This is a genomic window from Pseudalkalibacillus sp. NRS-1564, assembly GCF_050467905.1.
GTDB lineage: Bacteria > Bacillota > Bacilli > Bacillales > Guptibacillaceae > Guptibacillus > Guptibacillus hwajinpoensis_B.
The window spans coordinates 67,316-83,525 of record NZ_JBITPM010000002.1 but is presented as its reverse complement, the minus strand read 5'-3'; the positions used below and the strand labels follow the sequence as shown (position 1 = coordinate 83,525).

Here is a 16,210-nt window from a genome sequence, read left to right as displayed (position 1 = left end):
ACGGATCAAATCTCGATCTACTTCCGCTCGATCGCTTCACTTTCTACCCGGTCCATAAACTCTTGAACAACAGTCATTTGATCCTTCTGCCGGCTTAGCTTAAGCATGGCGCGCCCCACAAAATTCACTCCTTTATTATGGCCTTCGTAAATGAATTTAGTTTCACTGTCACTCACTTTTTCTAGTATAAAACCAAGCGATATTTCAAACGCTTTTCCCAATACAAACTTAATCCGTTTCTCTTTATACTCTTCTCGATCCTCGTAGGCGATCGTCTCAACCATGTAAGTTTCAAGTCTTTTTCCTTCCCGATACGTTTGACGATGCTTCGCTCCGACTTGATCCTCTTCCAATTCCATTAATACATGCTCTTCAACTTTCGGCATAATCATTTGAATATTTTCATCTCTAAACAAATCCCAAACCGTTTCGATCGACACATGAATCATTTTCTCTTCTTTCCAGCTAATCATTCTTTTCCCTCCCTGATTTAAGAAACTCATCAATGTCGTTAAGTTGAAGTTGCAAATCGTTTATTTGTTCTTCTATACGCAATTTCTTTTGACTCAAAAGATCTTCTAAATGAGCAAACGACTCATCATCCATCACAGATTTCATTTCCTGAATTGTAAATCCAAATCTCCGTAGCTTTCCTAATAATAAGGCAAGAAAATAACTGCCATCATCGTAGTATTTGTAACGGTTCTTCGGATCAATATAGGCAGGCTCTAATAGCTTAACTTCTGCATAATAGCGAAGCGTTTCTTTACTTAACCCTGTTAACTGGGCAAACTCACTTATTTTATACATGTCTCCTCCCCCTTAATCTTAAACTGCGGGGTACACCACCTAGTCAAGTACACTACATCAATTATTTTGGCCAGTGTTAGAGATATCCCCTTCTACTTAACGAAAAAAAAGAACGCTTATCTCTAAGCGTCCCCCTCACTTCTTATTTTTTTGTGATCAACACACGTCCAACTGAACGATCCGTTGCTTCACCTGTTACTTTGAATTTCAAGCCATATTGAGGTACGTTACGTCCTGCATCAGGGATGGCTTCATTCAAATAACTTTTCTTATCGTTGAACTCTTTCACAAATTGATTTTTCTTATCTGTCATTGTGCGACCAAGAAGCTCGCTGTAGTCAATGAACATCTTCTCATCTTTACGAAGGCTGAATGCAGCATCATGAATTTGGTAACGTGTTTGGGCCACCGTTCCGTCACTCCAGAACAATTCGTGCTGATCCGCATCCACAACCCCAAGGAACCCTTCGCCAGGGTGAACGCCTGTCCAGTTATCAGAATACTTGTTATCCACGTACCAAACAACTAAACCAGGATCATAAGACATCAAGCTAGCACCACGACGAATGTGATCAAGTCCTTCATCGACACCTTGATGATTTCTCCATTCAAGAAGGTAGTAGTGTTCTGAAACCTTCACTCCTTTATCCTTTGTGAAACCATCTAACTCCACTTTAGGCTCGCCTTCTGCATCGTCAAAGAGAAGCTCGTTCCCATCCGCTGTTACACGAATATCATCAACATAGAAGCCAGGATTAATCGCAGCTCCATCTGTCCAGTAGTTCATTTTCACTTGTACATCTTTTCCTGCATAAGCGCTCAAATCAAATGTAGCATCAATCCACCCATTGGATAGACCAGTAATGCCGTGTCCTGGATTATTATCATACGGATTAGTTTCTGTCGTGATATTTCCCTGGATCGCTGTCCAGTTCTCACCATCTTCACTTACTTGAATCGAACCATAATCCCAGTCCTCTTCAATGTCATACCATGTCTTAAACGTCAATTCGGCTGATTCCGCATTAGACAGATCGACATTCATCACAGCGGAATTATCTAAATCATTGTCACTTCCACTGAAATACTCAAATTCGCCGCTAAATGGCGTATTAATTTCTGTTTCTTTGTCTGGAAGATTGATACGAAGCGCGTCAAGGTTTGTCCCTTTCGTGTTCGCTTGATCCAAATAAACTTCCAAACCTTTTTTGTCAATCTCATCTAAATCAACTTCATCATACTTCAACCAATTTCCACCTTGAGCAGCCTGAAGAAATTCTTTAGACCATGCGCTGAAACCAGTAGGTTCTGTTCCAGGAAGTGCACCAGCCCAGCTTCCGCTCGCCATGATTGACCAGTAAGATACTGCTTCACCAGCCCCAGAATATTGTGTATCGTACTCATCCGGTAAACCTAAATCGTGACCATATTCATGAGCGAACACTCCTGCTGCTCCATCAGCTGGTTCAATAGTATAGTCATATGCATACATGGAACCTGCACCAAAGTAATCCTCCTCTGGTTCTGGTGATCCTTCGATCGGGAAGATACTACCAAGATTCCAACGGTGAGACCAGATCGCATCAGATCCTAATTGTCCGCCCCCAGCTTCTTCTCCAACTGCTGAGTGAACTACCATCAAGTGATCAACAAGACCATCTGGCTCACGGAAATTACCGTCACCGTCAAGATCATAGCGATCTTCTTGATCATATTCTGCTAGATTGACAGAAGGATCAGCAGCCGCTGCATTCAGAGCTTCTTTCACAAGACCACGCGCATTCTTGTCGCTATCATCTTCTGTCGGATAGTTACCACCGTATTCAGCTGCATTTTTGGATGCCATATACCATCCAGCAACAGTGCCATCTACCGTGTAAGCGCCATTTGATTGTTCTTCATAATATTGTTTCATAGAGATAAGATCTTCACCATTCGGACCTTCATACCCATCTTCACCGAAAATCATATCTTGATAGTGTTCCTTCACGTAATCTTCATAATACATATCAGATTCATCTGGCTGAATACTGTTGTGTGGAAAATCAGGGAATTCGACTAAAAGGACTAGGACGTTATCAGAACGAACATCACCGTGGTAGTCTTCTTCAACGACTTTATCAAGTTTCTTTCCGCCTTTTTTCCCGTTGTCATTTCCCTTACCTTTGTTATCATTCTTTAACTTTTCTTTAATGTCAGCTTCAACTTCAAGCTTTTCATCTTCTAATTCCCCGGTCGTGTCTTTTTCCATAAGCGACTCAGACTTTTCTTTCAAGAACACATCCAATGCTTGTTCTGCTTCTTTCGCAGATGCATTTTTAGAGATTTTCCCACTCTCTTTCAGCATCTCAATTAGCTTTTCTTCATTTGCAATCGCTAGATCAAACGGACCTTGCTTATGTACAACTTCTTCCTTCACTTCTTGCTTCACATGCGGCGTGTCTACACTAGCTTGACTACTCGCTCCAGGTGCTGTGAAAGCACTTAGCGTTAGCGCAGCAATCATCGCCATTGACAGTACATTTTTCCCCTTCAAAATCTCATTCCCCCCAGAAAATGTTTTTTACAATAGTTTTACAATAATCATACTATAATCCTTTTTCAGAAAAATTTGAATGATACAAAAGTCTCAATATTTCCTAAAACTCTCCTTTTTATGACTATTTTTTCAAGTAGTGAGCCATTTTTCACACTAATAAATCAGATCAAAAGCACCATTTGCTCATCACTATTTTGTTTTTTCGCAATAACGCTTCAACACGTTAAATTGAGTAAAAAATAGCAAAAGCCCTACAAATAAGAGAATCCGTTTGCAGGGCTTTTGCTAGAATGTGACTGATTCATATCCATCTATTTCCTCACCTTGAATCGTATATATGTAGAACATCAGCAGTAGCGTTAGCAACCAATTATAGATCATTATACTTAATGCGCTGTCTTGAAAATTTAAAAACAGTGCGCTAAAAAGGAGAAGGCAAATGACTACAGGTTTATTCAACTTCACTCACTCCCATCTAGTACTATACTACTTTAATAATACCATATATTTACCAGTTAACTTTTCGTTCCAAGCTCCATGTTCTTTACTTCTTAAAATGAACAAAAAAAGTTCAAAAAAGGAGGCCATTCAATGCACTCCTTTTCTGAACTGTTAGAACCAAAGCTCTCGTCTAAGATTACTCTTTCGAACCTTCTTTTTCTAAGTCTTGTTGAATTTGTTTCTTCAAATCCTCGATATATTTCTCACTTGGTTTTGCGCCCTGGTCAATCCCTTCTGCTTTCTCCTTCAAGTACTCTTCTAACGCCTTCTGTATCTCACTTGGCGTCGCATTTTCCTTGATCACTCCTGTAGACATTAGCATTTCAATAAGTTTCTCATCATTCGCCATCATTCTTGCTTCTTGAGAGAAGTCACCTTCTGATGTAGCGGGAGCTGTCGTCTCTTCCCCCACGTCATCCTTTGATGTGTTTACGGTTTGAGCTTCATTATTTCCACAGCCGGCTAACCCAACGAATAATAAGGTTCCCAATAAAATCGGTAGAAGCTTGATCTTCACCATTAAGCCCTCCATTCGCTCACCCTTTTCTATCTAAACGAGTTAAACGGTGAAAAGGTTACAAATAGGTCTAAATTTGCTTGGTGACAGGCACTCAAAGCATTTATAAGGCGGATGATATGGAAGACTGGGTTGAGCTATGCTGATTAAAAAATGCAAGCGAAGCATCGTTAAACTCCCTTGGTTTTTCCACGTTACAAACGTGACCGCATTGCTTTAAGATCAAATGCTGTGCCTGTTCATCGCTTTTCGTATCTTCTAATAAAGGGTCTAAGAAGAGATGATCCTGTTCTCCAGAAATGTAGAGTTTCGGAATGTTTTGGCTATATTGTTGAACGTTCGCATATGCTGCATTTACTTGAGGTGTTAACGCATACCAAGCTAGAAAGTCTTTTCGATTCATTTTAAGGGCTGCTCTGATAAATAACTCTCTAGAGCTAGCGTGATTCGCTTTAGGCATCATAATATAAGCAAACATTTTATATAGCCACATATATGGTACAAACGCTTTCACTGCATTTCCAGCGCGGAGCATGAAGGTAGCTAGAGGTGAATATCGTGTGATTGCGCCTCCTAGTACAGCACTCTGAATGCGTTCAGGAACTCGTTGAAGCAAATGATGCACAGCAACAGAGCCTAGTGAAATACCTACTAAATGTGCTTTAGAAATCTTCAACTCATCTAGAAGCAGAATCACTTCGTCTGCGACTAATTCTCTATTGAAAGGCATGTCATAACTGTCAGTACTCGGTGATTTCCCATGCCCCGGTAGGTTGATAGCAAGCACATCATATTCTTTTTTATATGTGGCAATCTGGTTACAGAAGATCCCATAGTTCCCACCAAGACCGTGAATTAACACGATCGTTTCACTGCAGTTCGCCTTCTTACTTTTGTAAAGCTTATAATCAAGCATGCTGTTAAATCCTCTCTGTATAAGGGGTGTTGTGTCCCATAGTTGATCCAATACTCTTGCATTAGTATAACCGTGAATGGGAGGAGATTGAAAGAAGAAAATCGTTGATGGGAACATTACGCTAACAAAACGAGCCAACGGTAATGACGAACAATAATCGTTTAATTAATAACAAGAGCCTACTAGTCTCCTAGAGCGAAATCAAACAAAGAACCACCTTTCTATAACGAAGCATAGCCAAAAAGCCAGATCAGATTGCCCTGGCTTTCATCTATTAAAAATAGTATTTTAAACAACCAAGAAATGAAACGGCATATCACTAAACGTCTCTTGCTTTCAAATAAGCCTTGGTTTTCTCGAGATATATTGAAATGGCTTTCTCTAAAGGCTTGATCGATGTCTCCCAGAAAAATGGTTCGGTTAAATTTTGATCTAGGAACTCAGCGCCTAATTCTTCCATCGTTTTATTGCCTGAAGAGCTGAGTAGTTGACTATATCGTTCAGGAAGCGTTTCTTTATCTAACAAATAAAGCGAATAAACCCCATTACTGAACAAATAGCCAATTGTATATGGCAGATTAAAAAAAGCTTTTTCTGTATTAAAGAAATGCGGAATCGTCATCCAGTTATGGGTATTCACCTCTTCTAATGAATCCCGAAACCAGTCTCTTTCACTTTTTTCCATCAAATCAGCCAATTCCGTTGCTGAAAGCATCTGGGATTTACGCTTTTCGTAAAACTGCTGTTCAAACTCGAATTTAGCGGGAATATAAGCAATGTACTTTAATCCATTAATAATTTTCAACTCTAGCAAGGATAATTTATCTTCTTCTGAATCCGCTAATTCGATTGCGGCATCAAGTACTAGATTCTCTGCGAAAGTCGATGCTGTCTCTGCTAATCCCGTTCCGGTTTGATGAGCAAATCCTGGTTCTTCATGAAGGTGAAAATTATGATAAGCATGCCCTAACTCATGAGCAAGAGTAACGACATCCTGATAGTTTCCTGTGAAAGATAGGAGTACTCGACTTTCCTTCGAATTTGGCAACGATGCGCAGAATGCTCCATGTCGCTTAGAATCAGAGAGTTTTCCATCAATCCATCCTTCTTCAAAAGCTCGTTCAGCGAATTTGCCCATCTTTTCACTAAATCGATAAAACTGACTTATGACGATTTCTGTTGCCTGGTCATATGTAACAGTTTCCTTAGAAGTAAACGTTGGAGAGTAAATATCAAACCAACTCAACTTCTCTAGTTGATTTAACTCCGCTTTCCGGTCTAAAAATTGATGTAGCAAAGTTTTGCTTTGATGGAGTGCTTGCATCATACTATTAACTGAAGCTTCACTGATTCGGTTTTGTTCATACATTTCCTTCAAAGGGTTTGACCACCCCCTTAAACGGTAAAGCTCGTTCCGATAACCTGCAAGGTGATTAAATATTGATGCAAAACGTATTTCGTTTTCACGACAAACGTTTGTCATTGATGAAGCAATCTCCTCCCTAATCTTTCGGTCACTTGAGAGCATTGCACGCATAAATGCCGAATCAAAAGATATGTTTTCTATCCCCACTTCATTACTCACAGGCACTGTAAGTTGAGCAAATTCCTGTTCATAATGGTCTTCCCATCCATCAAAACCATTTACTGAAAGAGAGTGAATGACTTTCTCCAGATCGGGACTTAACTGGTCTTTAACCTTTTGGCGTTGAATCGTTAAGAACGTTTCAATTCCTTGAACTTCTGGACTTTTGAGCAATGCATGCCACTGATCATCTGAAATAGCTGCGAGATAGTGACGAAAAGTAAGCAATAGCGTCTCCATCCGTGACTTCATCCGAGTGCTTAGTTCATTAAGCGTTTGTAGCTCTGGATCATCAACGGCGACTGAAAATTTGCAAATAATATACTCATCCATTTCAAAAACGTTTGTGTTGATGCGTTGAACAAGTTCTATCGCCTTAACCATTTCAAGTATTTCTTGAGGATGAGTTTGATTTTCCAAATCTGTTTGCACTTGATCAATATGTAAAATGATAGTAGAGACCTGTTCTTTTAATGAAATTACTTTATCTCCTGGATAAACGCTGTCTAAATCCCACTGCTTTGTTTGTGTATTTCTCACTAACATCCCTCCCAGTTTTTATAGCACCCCCTAACGTTAACATAATTATCCATATTTTATTCAGAATAATTAAAAAAACCTTCCGAATCTTGAATAAAGAATAAAAAATGAGCGCTGAATTGAAATACTATTCAGCGCTCATTGTTATCTTTTTTCTCATGTGATTAAAGCTAGAAACTCATAATCTAAACTGCTTTCTTCATTCCTCTATAACTTCACAACTAAAAAGCCCGATGGCAGTAAAAGAACAACAGCATTTAAGGCAATCCCCATTATTGCAAGTCTTCTTTTTGAAATGCGAAAAGCAACCACTCCTAGAAAAATGCCGACAGCGCAAATAATGATGGGGAAGAATATAGGGAAGATTTCAATTGTTGCTAGTTCAATAGCTCCGGATAGGAAGCTTCCTGCAATGATAGCAGCAAGACAGCCCGCTACAATGGAAACAATTGCAATAAAGGTACTGCTTCCATTGATTGATGAAGGTTTCTCTGACATTTGTCTCTCTCTCCTTTGGTGATAACCATCTCTCTCTACACCCTATTTACCCGAAAAAATTGGAAAATAACCATCCTAATGTTCTGTCGCCGGAAGGATTTGTGCCTCTAGTGCTTGTGCATTTCTTTTCAGCACATCTTCTTCTTTCAGTAAATGAAACAGCCCTCTCATCACAATCTCATCAGGTTTTGACTTTCTAGATTCTTCTGATATGCGATCCGTTACCTCTAGATAATATTGAGGCTGCTTTAATTCATGGATATTATTATAGAGCGCCTTCCAGGCACTCTCTCTTTTCTCAAACGATGTAAAAGCACCTTCTCGATCCATCCCTACGGAAAAAGGACGCATCATTTCATCATCTAGAAGAGGCGCGCTATTTCCTGCTAGAAAATCCGATGCTAGAATATCAATCTGCCTAACGATGTGCTTTCCAAGCTTTTCTGGAGAAAGCAGGCTCTCAGAAGAAATCATAAGACCTGTGTAGGAGGTATAAATGGATTGCGTCATCCACATCAAATCCCATTTATATGGGGCAATCTTCTCCCCATATAAATCAATCAAATTTCGTTCTAGCCAGCTAAAAAGTCGACCCCTCATTCGATGGCCCATTCCTTCAAGCTCCTCACTGCTTTGAGCGGATTCCCCGCGCATATGCATTTTCATATAAGATTTATATTCCAATATCCCTTCGAATTGGACCTGGAATTGTTTTGCAAACCGCTCATAAGGTGGTAGATTACCGTCTAATCCGACAACAAAAGCACGTTCAAAAACGAGCTGTTGATAGTGTTCATAAATCGAAATAATCAAATCTTCCTTTGATGGAAAAAATGAGTAAAGCGAACCTTTTGAGACACCCACACTATCAGCAATCTGCTGCATCGATGTATGCGTGTATCCTTTCTCTGCAATCAATTCAACGGCCGCTTCTAATATTGCTTTTCGTTTATCCATATCGTTCACCTCGATATCTTCTTCCATCAGAATACACTACTTGATGAGTGGAATGATAGTCACAATATGCCCTCGAGCTTAAACTGCATATCTCGATTAAAAGAAGAAGTTTACTTAATCATACCTGACTAACCTTCACCCTTTCGAATTCGTTTTCTAGCACACTCATTTCTTGACTTCCTAGCTAATCTCAGTAAAAATGACTATTGAGTCAAGCACATTAAAACTTTATATTTCAACAAATATGGGGTATAAATGACATCAGATTGACCGAACAGTCGAAAACGAACAGAGGAGGCTCTCATATGTTGAAATGGATTTTACAACGGTCCAAGCTCTTTATGATATTTATTCTATTATTTGTCATTGTTGGAGTGTTTACATTCATTCAACTTCCACAGCGTGAAATTCCGGAAACAACAGTAAATATCGGAACGATTAGCACCGTTTATCCTGGTGCAACGGTGGACACAGTTGAACGATCAATTACGAACCCAATCGAGTCATCGCTCAGTTCGATCGATGGCATCGCTGAAGTGACATCTTCTTCAGCAGCAGGCTTTTCGAACATTGTGATCGAAGTAGCGGAAGGAGAAAGTAAGAAGGAAGTGTTTGGTGACGTACGCCAGGCCGTTTCCGATGCCTCGACTTCATTTCCTGACGAAGCTTTCGAACCAGATGTAAATGAATCAACGGCAAAAATGCCGATTGTTTCCTACCATCTTACAAGCGATAACCGCGACAACCTCCTCTCTCTTGAAGAAGAATTAAATCGATGGAAAGAGGAAGTCGAAGAATTATCTGGCGTTTCTGGCGTTACGATCAAAGGACTGCCTGAAGAACAAATTTTAATTGAATTAAAACAAGAGGAATTAAAAGATTCCGGCTTGAACGTTACCGATGTTCAAAGTGCCATTAATAATGAATACTACCCAACTCCTCTAGGAAAACAGAAAATGGATGAGGAAGTTGTTCAGCTTTCTGTTGAAAACTACGATTCACTCGATGAAATGGAAGAGTTATTTGTAGGTAAAAACCCTGATGGAGACGCGGTTTACTTAAAAGACATTGCAAGCGTTGAAGTTAGTCCAAAAGACGTTGAAGATATTATCACTTTTGAAGGAAAGGCCTCTGTTTCCTTCACCGCTTACGTAAAGTCCGGAGAAGATATCCCAACTGTTGACGAGCGTGTGAGCGATAAAGTGGATGAGCTTTCAGAAAGCCTGCCTTCGAACGTAGAACTGGAGTCTTATTACTCTCAAGCTTCCATCGTTACGGACATTTTTGATGGCCTATTCCTATCTCTAGCGATTTCTGTGCTTGCCGTTATTGTGGCAACATCTCTCGGACTATCTGGATCGGGTGCGCTCGTCGTAGCACTTGCTGTTCCGATTTCCGTTCTAATGGGCTTTATTCCACTACCTTTTGCGGATGTAGATCTTAACCAGATCTCCGTCATCGGGTTAATCATCGCACTCGGGATTATTGTTGATGACTCGATCGTCATAAACGACAACATCCAGCGAAGATATAAGCTCGGCGATAAAGGTTTAATGGGAGCCGTTAATGGCGTGAAAGAGATTTGGGTGTCCATCGTGACCTCCTCTCTAGCGATCGTCTTTACCTTCTTGCCACTAATTTTCCTTTCAGGTGGTAACGGGGCATTTATACGCGCGTTGCCAACAGTGCTCATTACAACGATTATTGCATCAACATTAGTGGCACTCATTTTCGTACCGATTTTGCGCTACTTCTTAAGCCGTCGATCGAAGAAGCCAATGTCAGATGCACCAGGACTTCTTGGCAAACCGTTAAATAAGCTTGCCGATGTTTATGCCGACAAGCTTCTAAAGAAATTTTCAAAAAAACCAATTCTTGTTTCTATTCTTGGTCTTGTGCTCACGACAGCGATCTTCGGATTAGTCGTCTTAACACCGTTTGAGTTCTTCCCGGCTGCTGATAAGGAAGAAGTAACGGTCGACATCACGCTACCAATTGGTACGCCGATCGAAGACACACACGATACGCTTCAAGAAATCGAAGAAAAACTGAAAACAGATGACGGCGTATATGAAACAAGCGTCTTCACAGGCACAGGTACTCCTGGTCTCTTCAACAGCTCGCTAACGAGCACTGGTGAAAATACTGGCCAAATCGTTGCCAGAGTCGATCGAGAAAACCAGACAACGCAAGGACTCATTGACGACTGGACAGATAAGCTCAGAAATGAGTACCCGGATGCTGAAATTTTCATGGAAACGATCCAGCAGGGACCTCCTGCAGGAGCACCTGTGACCGTTACCGTCTCTGGACCAGAAATCGATAAGCTTATCGACCTTAGAGATGAGCTAACAAAAGAGATCGAAGGACTTGAAACAGACCTTGTCGTTGATAACGTAGGTGACTTTGAACCTTCGCTCGAATATGTACCAGATCGCGATGCACTCGAAGAAAATGGCATTACGGTCAATCAGATCAGCCAGCAAATTCGACTTGCAACGGCTGGTATTCCACTAAAAGCATTTGATAATGGTGTTGTAAAGCGTGATATGAATATCGTGCTAGAAGGTAGCGAAGATGAAGTCGATCTTTCAAGCCTTGAGCTTCCAGCCGCATCAACAGGTGGACCACCTGAACTCATCTCATTAGATGAGCTTGTGACAACAGAACAAAGTGAACAAATCCAAAAGATTCCTCACATTGATGGTGAACGCTCGATTACGCTTCGTGCCTTCCCTAAAGACGAGGAGAATTACGAAGCTAACGTAACTAAGATTGTGGAAGATCAGCGCGATCAGCTAGATGACGCTGATTACAGCATTACACTTGGCGGTGAAAATGAAGCTCAAAGTGATTTCTTTGCTGAAATTACCGTACTCTTCATCATCGTACTCTTCCTAGTGTACCTATTGATTGCCCTGCAATTTAATTCACTTTCACTACCGTTCCTTGTCCTTGTTGCCGTATACCTTGCGATTGCGGGTGCGATCCTTGGACTATTCGTTACCCAAACGCCAATCAGTTTCCTTGGTGTGATGGGAATGGTATCACTCACCGGTATCGTAGTGAGAAACTCGGTCGTGTTAATTGAATTTATCGAACAAGCACTGAAAAAAGGCATGGATGTAAAAGACGCAGTTATTGAGTCCGGTCGTGTTCGCTTACGCCCCATTCTCCTTACCGCGATTACATCAATCGTTGCCCTTATCCCAGTTGCCGTAAGTGGCGATGCGCTCTTTACACCGCTTGCCGTTACGATCATATCAGGTATCCTTTTCTCAGCTATCTTAACGCTGATTATGGTTCCGATGCTTTACCTTGTTTTATATCGATTTAGAGGCAAGAAAAAAGCACAAGAAGAAATGTAAGTAAAAAACGTTCAGAGGAAATCCTCTGAACGTTTTTTTGTGTGAGTGAATCGTTCTGCTATACTACACTTTTCGATACATATTTTAAACGGGGATGGTTTATGATTTTCTTCCCAAAGGCAAAAATTTTCACCTTTTTCAAATTTATTGAGTGAACTTTCTAAGATTCATGTAAAATCAAGATAAAGGAGTGAACTATGAAAACAACTTTTTACAAGTATTTATTTCATTATTTGAAATTCATCTTACCTCTTTTTCTTTTTGTGCTAGCAGTGATTGAAATCATCCCTTTCATGTCTAGCATCAACCCGGAGCTTCTTCGAAATGAAGTTAATCAGTTTAACATAGGCAAACTTGTTCTCGTTTTATTAATTTCTATGGGAGCCGTTAGCCCGATGTTCTTATACGACTCATTGCTCTTAAAATCATTGCAGAAAACATTTCCGAAAAAACAGCTGTTGAAGCAATCGTTTATCGTCAATGCTTTCTCTAACCTGATCGGATCTGGTGGAATTATTAGCGGTATGCTTAGAAAATACTTTTATCAAACTTATGAGGTAGATAAACAGAAACTATCTAAATCCATTGGAAACATTTCGTATTTTTATTTGACTGGGTTATCTTTCCTTGCACTCACAATTCTTTTCGCCTATAGAGATAGCCTTCTTTTGGAAAAGTTCCTATGGCTTTATGTCGTTGTTATAGCGGTTGGACTGTATCTGCCTGTCCTGCTTTTTCAATTCGTTCGTCATCGTGATAAAAGCTCTCCTCGGTTCTTTGGTTCACGAACGAAATTCCAGCTCATCGCTGTCTCTCTCCTTGAGTGGACATTTGCGTTCCTTGCCGTCTGGTTACTAGCAAACATACTTGAACTGAGCATTTCTTTTCACGAGTTATTCCCCATCTTTGTTGTCGCTTCATGCGTTGGGATTGTGAGCATGATCCCGGGCGGACTCGGTTCGTTCGATTTGATCTTCATTTGGGGAACCCAGCTTGTTAGTGTCCAAGATGAGAAAGTCCTTTTTCTACTTATTCTCTATCGAGTTGGATACTTTATCTTTCCATTCTTACTCGCTGCGATTCTTTTTGTAAGAGACTATTGGGAGAGATGGAATGCAAACTGGGATAGCCTCCCACTTGCCCTTATTCAAAGGCTAAGTCATGTGATGCTTACGCTACTCGTGTTTATTTCGGGCTTAATTTTACTATTGTCTGCAGCCTTACCTGGTATAATCGATCGGTTAAAAATTCTAGAAGAAATGCATTCTCTACCGTTTCTTGTTAACCTTTCTCATCACCTTTCCGTTGGAGCTGGCTTTGCTTTACTCGGGTTATCAAGAGGAATTGAGTACAAGGTGAAAAGAACATATTATCTCACCATCGTCGTCCTTTTCGCAGCAGCTGCCTTTACCTTCTCTAAAGGGATCGATTATGAGGAAGCAATCTTTCTCTTACTCGTTGCCTTCATTCTCTATATGTCGAGAACGCGCTTCTATCGCGAGAGCTATGTATTAACGTGGAGCAAAACCATTATTGATGGGCTAGTGATCTTATTCATCACGTCGATGTATGTGTTAATTGGATATTTAAGCTTGCCTTCATCAAACGGCGTTATTCCACCACAAGTCTTACCATATGTTATTACGGATTACCACACGCTGTTTTATAGTGCATTAATTGGTTTAATGATTGCGCTAATTGTTTTTGTGATTGGGACCGCCGTGATTAAACCGAGAAACCCAATCAAGGAATCATCACCTGAACATGATAATGAAATACAAGAGCACCTTGTAACCTACGGTGGAAATACGTTAGCTCACTTAATTTTCCTGCACGATAAATCAATCTTTTGGAACTCCAAAAAAACAGTCTTAATCTGCTTCCAAAAATCATCCGATAAACTCGTCGTTCTCGGCGATCCGATCGGACAGAAAGAAGCATTTCCTGAAGCTATCGAAGAGTTTCAACACCTGGCAGATATCCAGGGTTATACCCCAGTGTTCTATGAAGTTAGTAACAGCCTGCTTCCCATTCTCCACGAAAAAGGCTTTGGTTTCTTTAAGCTCGGTGAAGAAGCATTCGTAGATTTAGATCAGTTCACGCTATCTGGTAAGAGAATGAAAGCATTGCGTGCTGTTAAAAACAAATTCGAACGAGAGAATTTTCAAGTTGAAATAGTAAAGCCTCCGCACAGTGAAGATCTTTTGCAGAAGCTAAAAGACGTATCTGATGAATGGCTACAGGGAAGAAATGAGAAAGGATTTTCGCTCGGATTCTATCATGTGGATTATCTAAACAAATCAGAGATCGCTGTTATGAAAGAAAACGATAGGATCATTGCTTTTACTAGCCTTATGCCTGTCTACGATAACAACAAAACGGTATCTGTTGATTTAATGCGTTTTCTACACGATGCCCCTTCAGGCACAATGGACGTCATGTTTCTCTCTTTATTTGAATGGGCTAAGACTGAAGGCTACGAGCGCTTTAACTTAGGAATGGCTCCACTTTCGAACGTGGGTCAATCCAAGTTCTCCTTCTTAAGTGAGCGAATCGCTGCCCAAATTTTTCTTCATGGTCATATCTTTTATCATTTTCAGGGCTTACGAAAGTTCAAAGGCAAATACGCCCACACCTGGGAACGCAAATACATGGCCTATCGAAAGAAATCATCCCTGCCTTTTACAATGGCGCAAGTCTCGCTGTTGATTGGGAGGAAGAGAAAATGAGTGTGAAACGTAATGGGGGTCAGGTGCGTACCTGACCCCCATTACAAACAATCGTCCCATCACCACGGACAGTTCTATTACTTTATTTGCATCTGTCCCCTATTAAACATTACGCTTCTCCAACTTCCTCAACTTATATTGATACGAAAGATAGGGCATTCCTGTGAAGATCAACACAATATAAACCGCGTAACTTGCATATTCACTTATATCCCCAACAACAGTAGGGAGAAATCCATTCTCACTACTAAACAGCAACACGACTAGCATAACAGCTATTAGAAATGCTGGCAGGGCGACCTTTTTCATTGATTGGCTTTCCCTTTTATATTTCTCCTTGACGGAAGCCTGGTCTGAATAGATTGGGGTAGTGCCTGGTGCGGCCGAAAAGATGTGCATTTCACCCGCTCCAGTACAAACATGCTTCCATCCCGCTTCTTCAAAGTAACTAAAATACTCCTCATCTGCTTCCGATTGATAGTCTAGTGAATAAATCACGTCCAGTGGTTCTCCTTTTTGTAACTTAAAACCTGAGAACGCAAACTTCTCTAAAAACCATCCTTTTTGCGCAAACTTACCGAGCCGCTCCATCTCTTTCTCTTCAAAAAAAGCTAAACCGCTACTCATCACATATTTCTTTTTCCCCAATATACTCACTCTCCTTTATTTGCGAGGATTTCTTCCCCGTGCTGAATCATTTGGCGTTTTCGTTCGATTTCTTTTTTTACTAGCTGAACACCTTTTTCTGTCGTTACATACACCTTTTTCTTATCACTCTTATCATGCAGCTCAATCAGTTCTGCCCCAAGTAGCTTTTTGATCGTGGTATACATAGACGCCGGTCCGACCACAACCGCGTGGTCTGTCATTTCCTCAATTGTTTTCATAATTAAATATCCGTGTTTAGGCTCCATCAGTGATAGGAGAATGTAATAAGATGTATCTGTTAGCTCTCCCACTTCAAGAGAATCATTTCTTGGCATTAGCTTCCTCCAATCATATATCGTTTAATGATATATCAATAAATGTAATATATCAGGTAATGATATATAAAGCAACCACTAATTGGAAAATACATTCATTTTTTTTTCAGAGGTGAAAACGTAAAATCACATAAAAATAGAGCTTGGAGGCGTAAAAGCCATTCCAAGCTCTGTTCTTCACTTTATTATTAAATTTCCCTCATAATGATAGACGGAATTTCATTTTTTACTTTGCCATTAATTTATATAGAGCAGTGACGCCACATG

Annotated in this window: 12 protein-coding genes; 2 read left to right on the top strand and 10 right to left on the bottom strand. The window is 40.4% G+C overall.

Going from position 1 to position 16,210, the window contains the following annotated elements:
* Nucleotides 1-17: 17 nt before the first annotated feature.
* The 8 genes from ACIFPW_RS00790 to ACIFPW_RS00755 all read right to left on the bottom strand — a co-directional run bounded on the left by ACIFPW_RS00790 (nt 18) and on the right by ACIFPW_RS00755 (nt 8,863).
* Entirely contained in the window at nt 18-473 is a 456-nt protein-coding gene (locus tag ACIFPW_RS00790; protein WP_430241292.1) for an SRPBCC family protein, read from the bottom strand.
* A complete protein-coding gene (locus ACIFPW_RS00785; protein WP_430241291.1) occupies nt 466-810 on the bottom strand; it encodes a MerR family transcriptional regulator in 345 nt (114 codons plus the stop codon). The genes ACIFPW_RS00790 and ACIFPW_RS00785 overlap by 8 nt, the downstream gene beginning before the upstream one ends.
* 142 nt (nt 811-952) lie before the next feature.
* Nucleotides 953-3,346, bottom strand: a complete 2,394-nt coding sequence (locus ACIFPW_RS00780; RefSeq protein WP_430241289.1) for an immune inhibitor A domain-containing protein — start codon at nt 3,344-3,346, stop codon at nt 953-955.
* 640 nt (nt 3,347-3,986) lie between these two features.
* The gene (locus tag ACIFPW_RS00775; protein WP_430241288.1) at nt 3,987-4,367 is read right to left on the bottom strand and encodes a hypothetical protein; all 381 of its coding nucleotides are present in this window, start codon (nt 4,365-4,367) and stop codon (nt 3,987-3,989) included.
* A gap of 103 nt (nt 4,368-4,470) precedes the next feature.
* Nucleotides 4,471-5,283, bottom strand: coding sequence for an alpha/beta fold hydrolase (locus tag ACIFPW_RS00770; RefSeq protein ID WP_430241286.1), 813 nt, complete (start codon nt 5,281-5,283; stop codon nt 4,471-4,473).
* Nucleotides 5,284-5,602: 319 nt separating this feature from the next.
* A complete protein-coding gene (locus ACIFPW_RS00765) occupies nt 5,603-7,408 on the bottom strand; it encodes a M3 family oligoendopeptidase (RefSeq protein ID WP_430241285.1) in 1,806 nt (601 codons plus the stop codon).
* Nucleotides 7,409-7,615: 207 nt separating this feature from the next.
* Nucleotides 7,616-7,906: a hypothetical protein gene (locus tag ACIFPW_RS00760; protein ID WP_430241283.1), complete on the bottom strand. Its 291-nt coding sequence runs from the start codon at nt 7,904-7,906 to the stop codon at nt 7,616-7,618.
* Between the two features lie 75 nt (nt 7,907-7,981).
* Complete coding sequence (locus ACIFPW_RS00755; protein WP_430241280.1) at nt 7,982-8,863, bottom strand: TetR/AcrR family transcriptional regulator; 882 nt, start codon at nt 8,861-8,863, stop codon at nt 7,982-7,984.
* Nucleotides 8,864-9,168: 305 nt separating this feature from the next.
* Here ACIFPW_RS00755 and ACIFPW_RS00750 point away from each other — a divergent pair, with 305 nt between their 5' ends.
* Entirely contained in the window at nt 9,169-12,231 is a 3,063-nt protein-coding gene (locus ACIFPW_RS00750; protein ID WP_430241279.1) for an efflux RND transporter permease subunit, read from the top strand.
* Nucleotides 12,232-12,428: 197 nt separating this feature from the next.
* Nucleotides 12,429-14,960 carry a bifunctional lysylphosphatidylglycerol flippase/synthetase MprF gene (gene mprF, locus ACIFPW_RS00745; RefSeq protein ID WP_430241278.1) on the top strand — a complete coding sequence of 844 codons (2,532 nt, stop codon included), beginning with the start codon at nt 12,429-12,431 and terminating at the stop codon, nt 14,958-14,960.
* 102 nt (nt 14,961-15,062) lie between these two features.
* Here mprF and ACIFPW_RS00740 read toward each other — a convergent pair whose 3' ends face one another.
* Together ACIFPW_RS00740 and ACIFPW_RS00735 are read right to left on the bottom strand one after the other, a co-directional pair.
* On the bottom strand, nt 15,063-15,608 hold the full coding sequence (locus tag ACIFPW_RS00740) for a DUF2812 domain-containing protein (protein ID WP_430241276.1): 546 nt from the start codon (nt 15,606-15,608) through the stop codon (nt 15,063-15,065).
* Between the two features lie 5 nt (nt 15,609-15,613).
* A complete protein-coding gene (locus ACIFPW_RS00735; protein WP_430241274.1) occupies nt 15,614-15,943 on the bottom strand; it encodes a PadR family transcriptional regulator in 330 nt (109 codons plus the stop codon).
* Between the last annotated feature and the right edge of the window lie 267 nt (nt 15,944-16,210).

Coding starts and splice junctions, on each gene's coding strand:
- ACIFPW_RS00770 (WP_430241286.1), bottom strand. CDS start 5,283: ATGCTTGATTATAAGCTTTACAAAAGTAAGAAGGCGAACTGCAGTGAA.
- ACIFPW_RS00790 (WP_430241292.1), bottom strand. CDS start 473: ATGATTAGCTGGAAAGAAGAGAAAATGATTCATGTGTCGATCGAAACG.
- mprF (WP_430241278.1), top strand. CDS start 12,429: ATGAAAACAACTTTTTACAAGTATTTATTTCATTATTTGAAATTCATC.
- ACIFPW_RS00735 (WP_430241274.1), bottom strand. CDS start 15,943: ATGCCAAGAAATGATTCTCTTGAAGTGGGAGAGCTAACAGATACATCT.
- ACIFPW_RS00760 (WP_430241283.1), bottom strand. CDS start 7,906: ATGTCAGAGAAACCTTCATCAATCAATGGAAGCAGTACCTTTATTGCA.
- ACIFPW_RS00750 (WP_430241279.1), top strand. CDS start 9,169: ATGTTGAAATGGATTTTACAACGGTCCAAGCTCTTTATGATATTTATT.
- ACIFPW_RS00785 (WP_430241291.1), bottom strand. CDS start 810: ATGTATAAAATAAGTGAGTTTGCCCAGTTAACAGGGTTAAGTAAAGAA.
- ACIFPW_RS00755 (WP_430241280.1), bottom strand. CDS start 8,863: ATGGATAAACGAAAAGCAATATTAGAAGCGGCCGTTGAATTGATTGCA.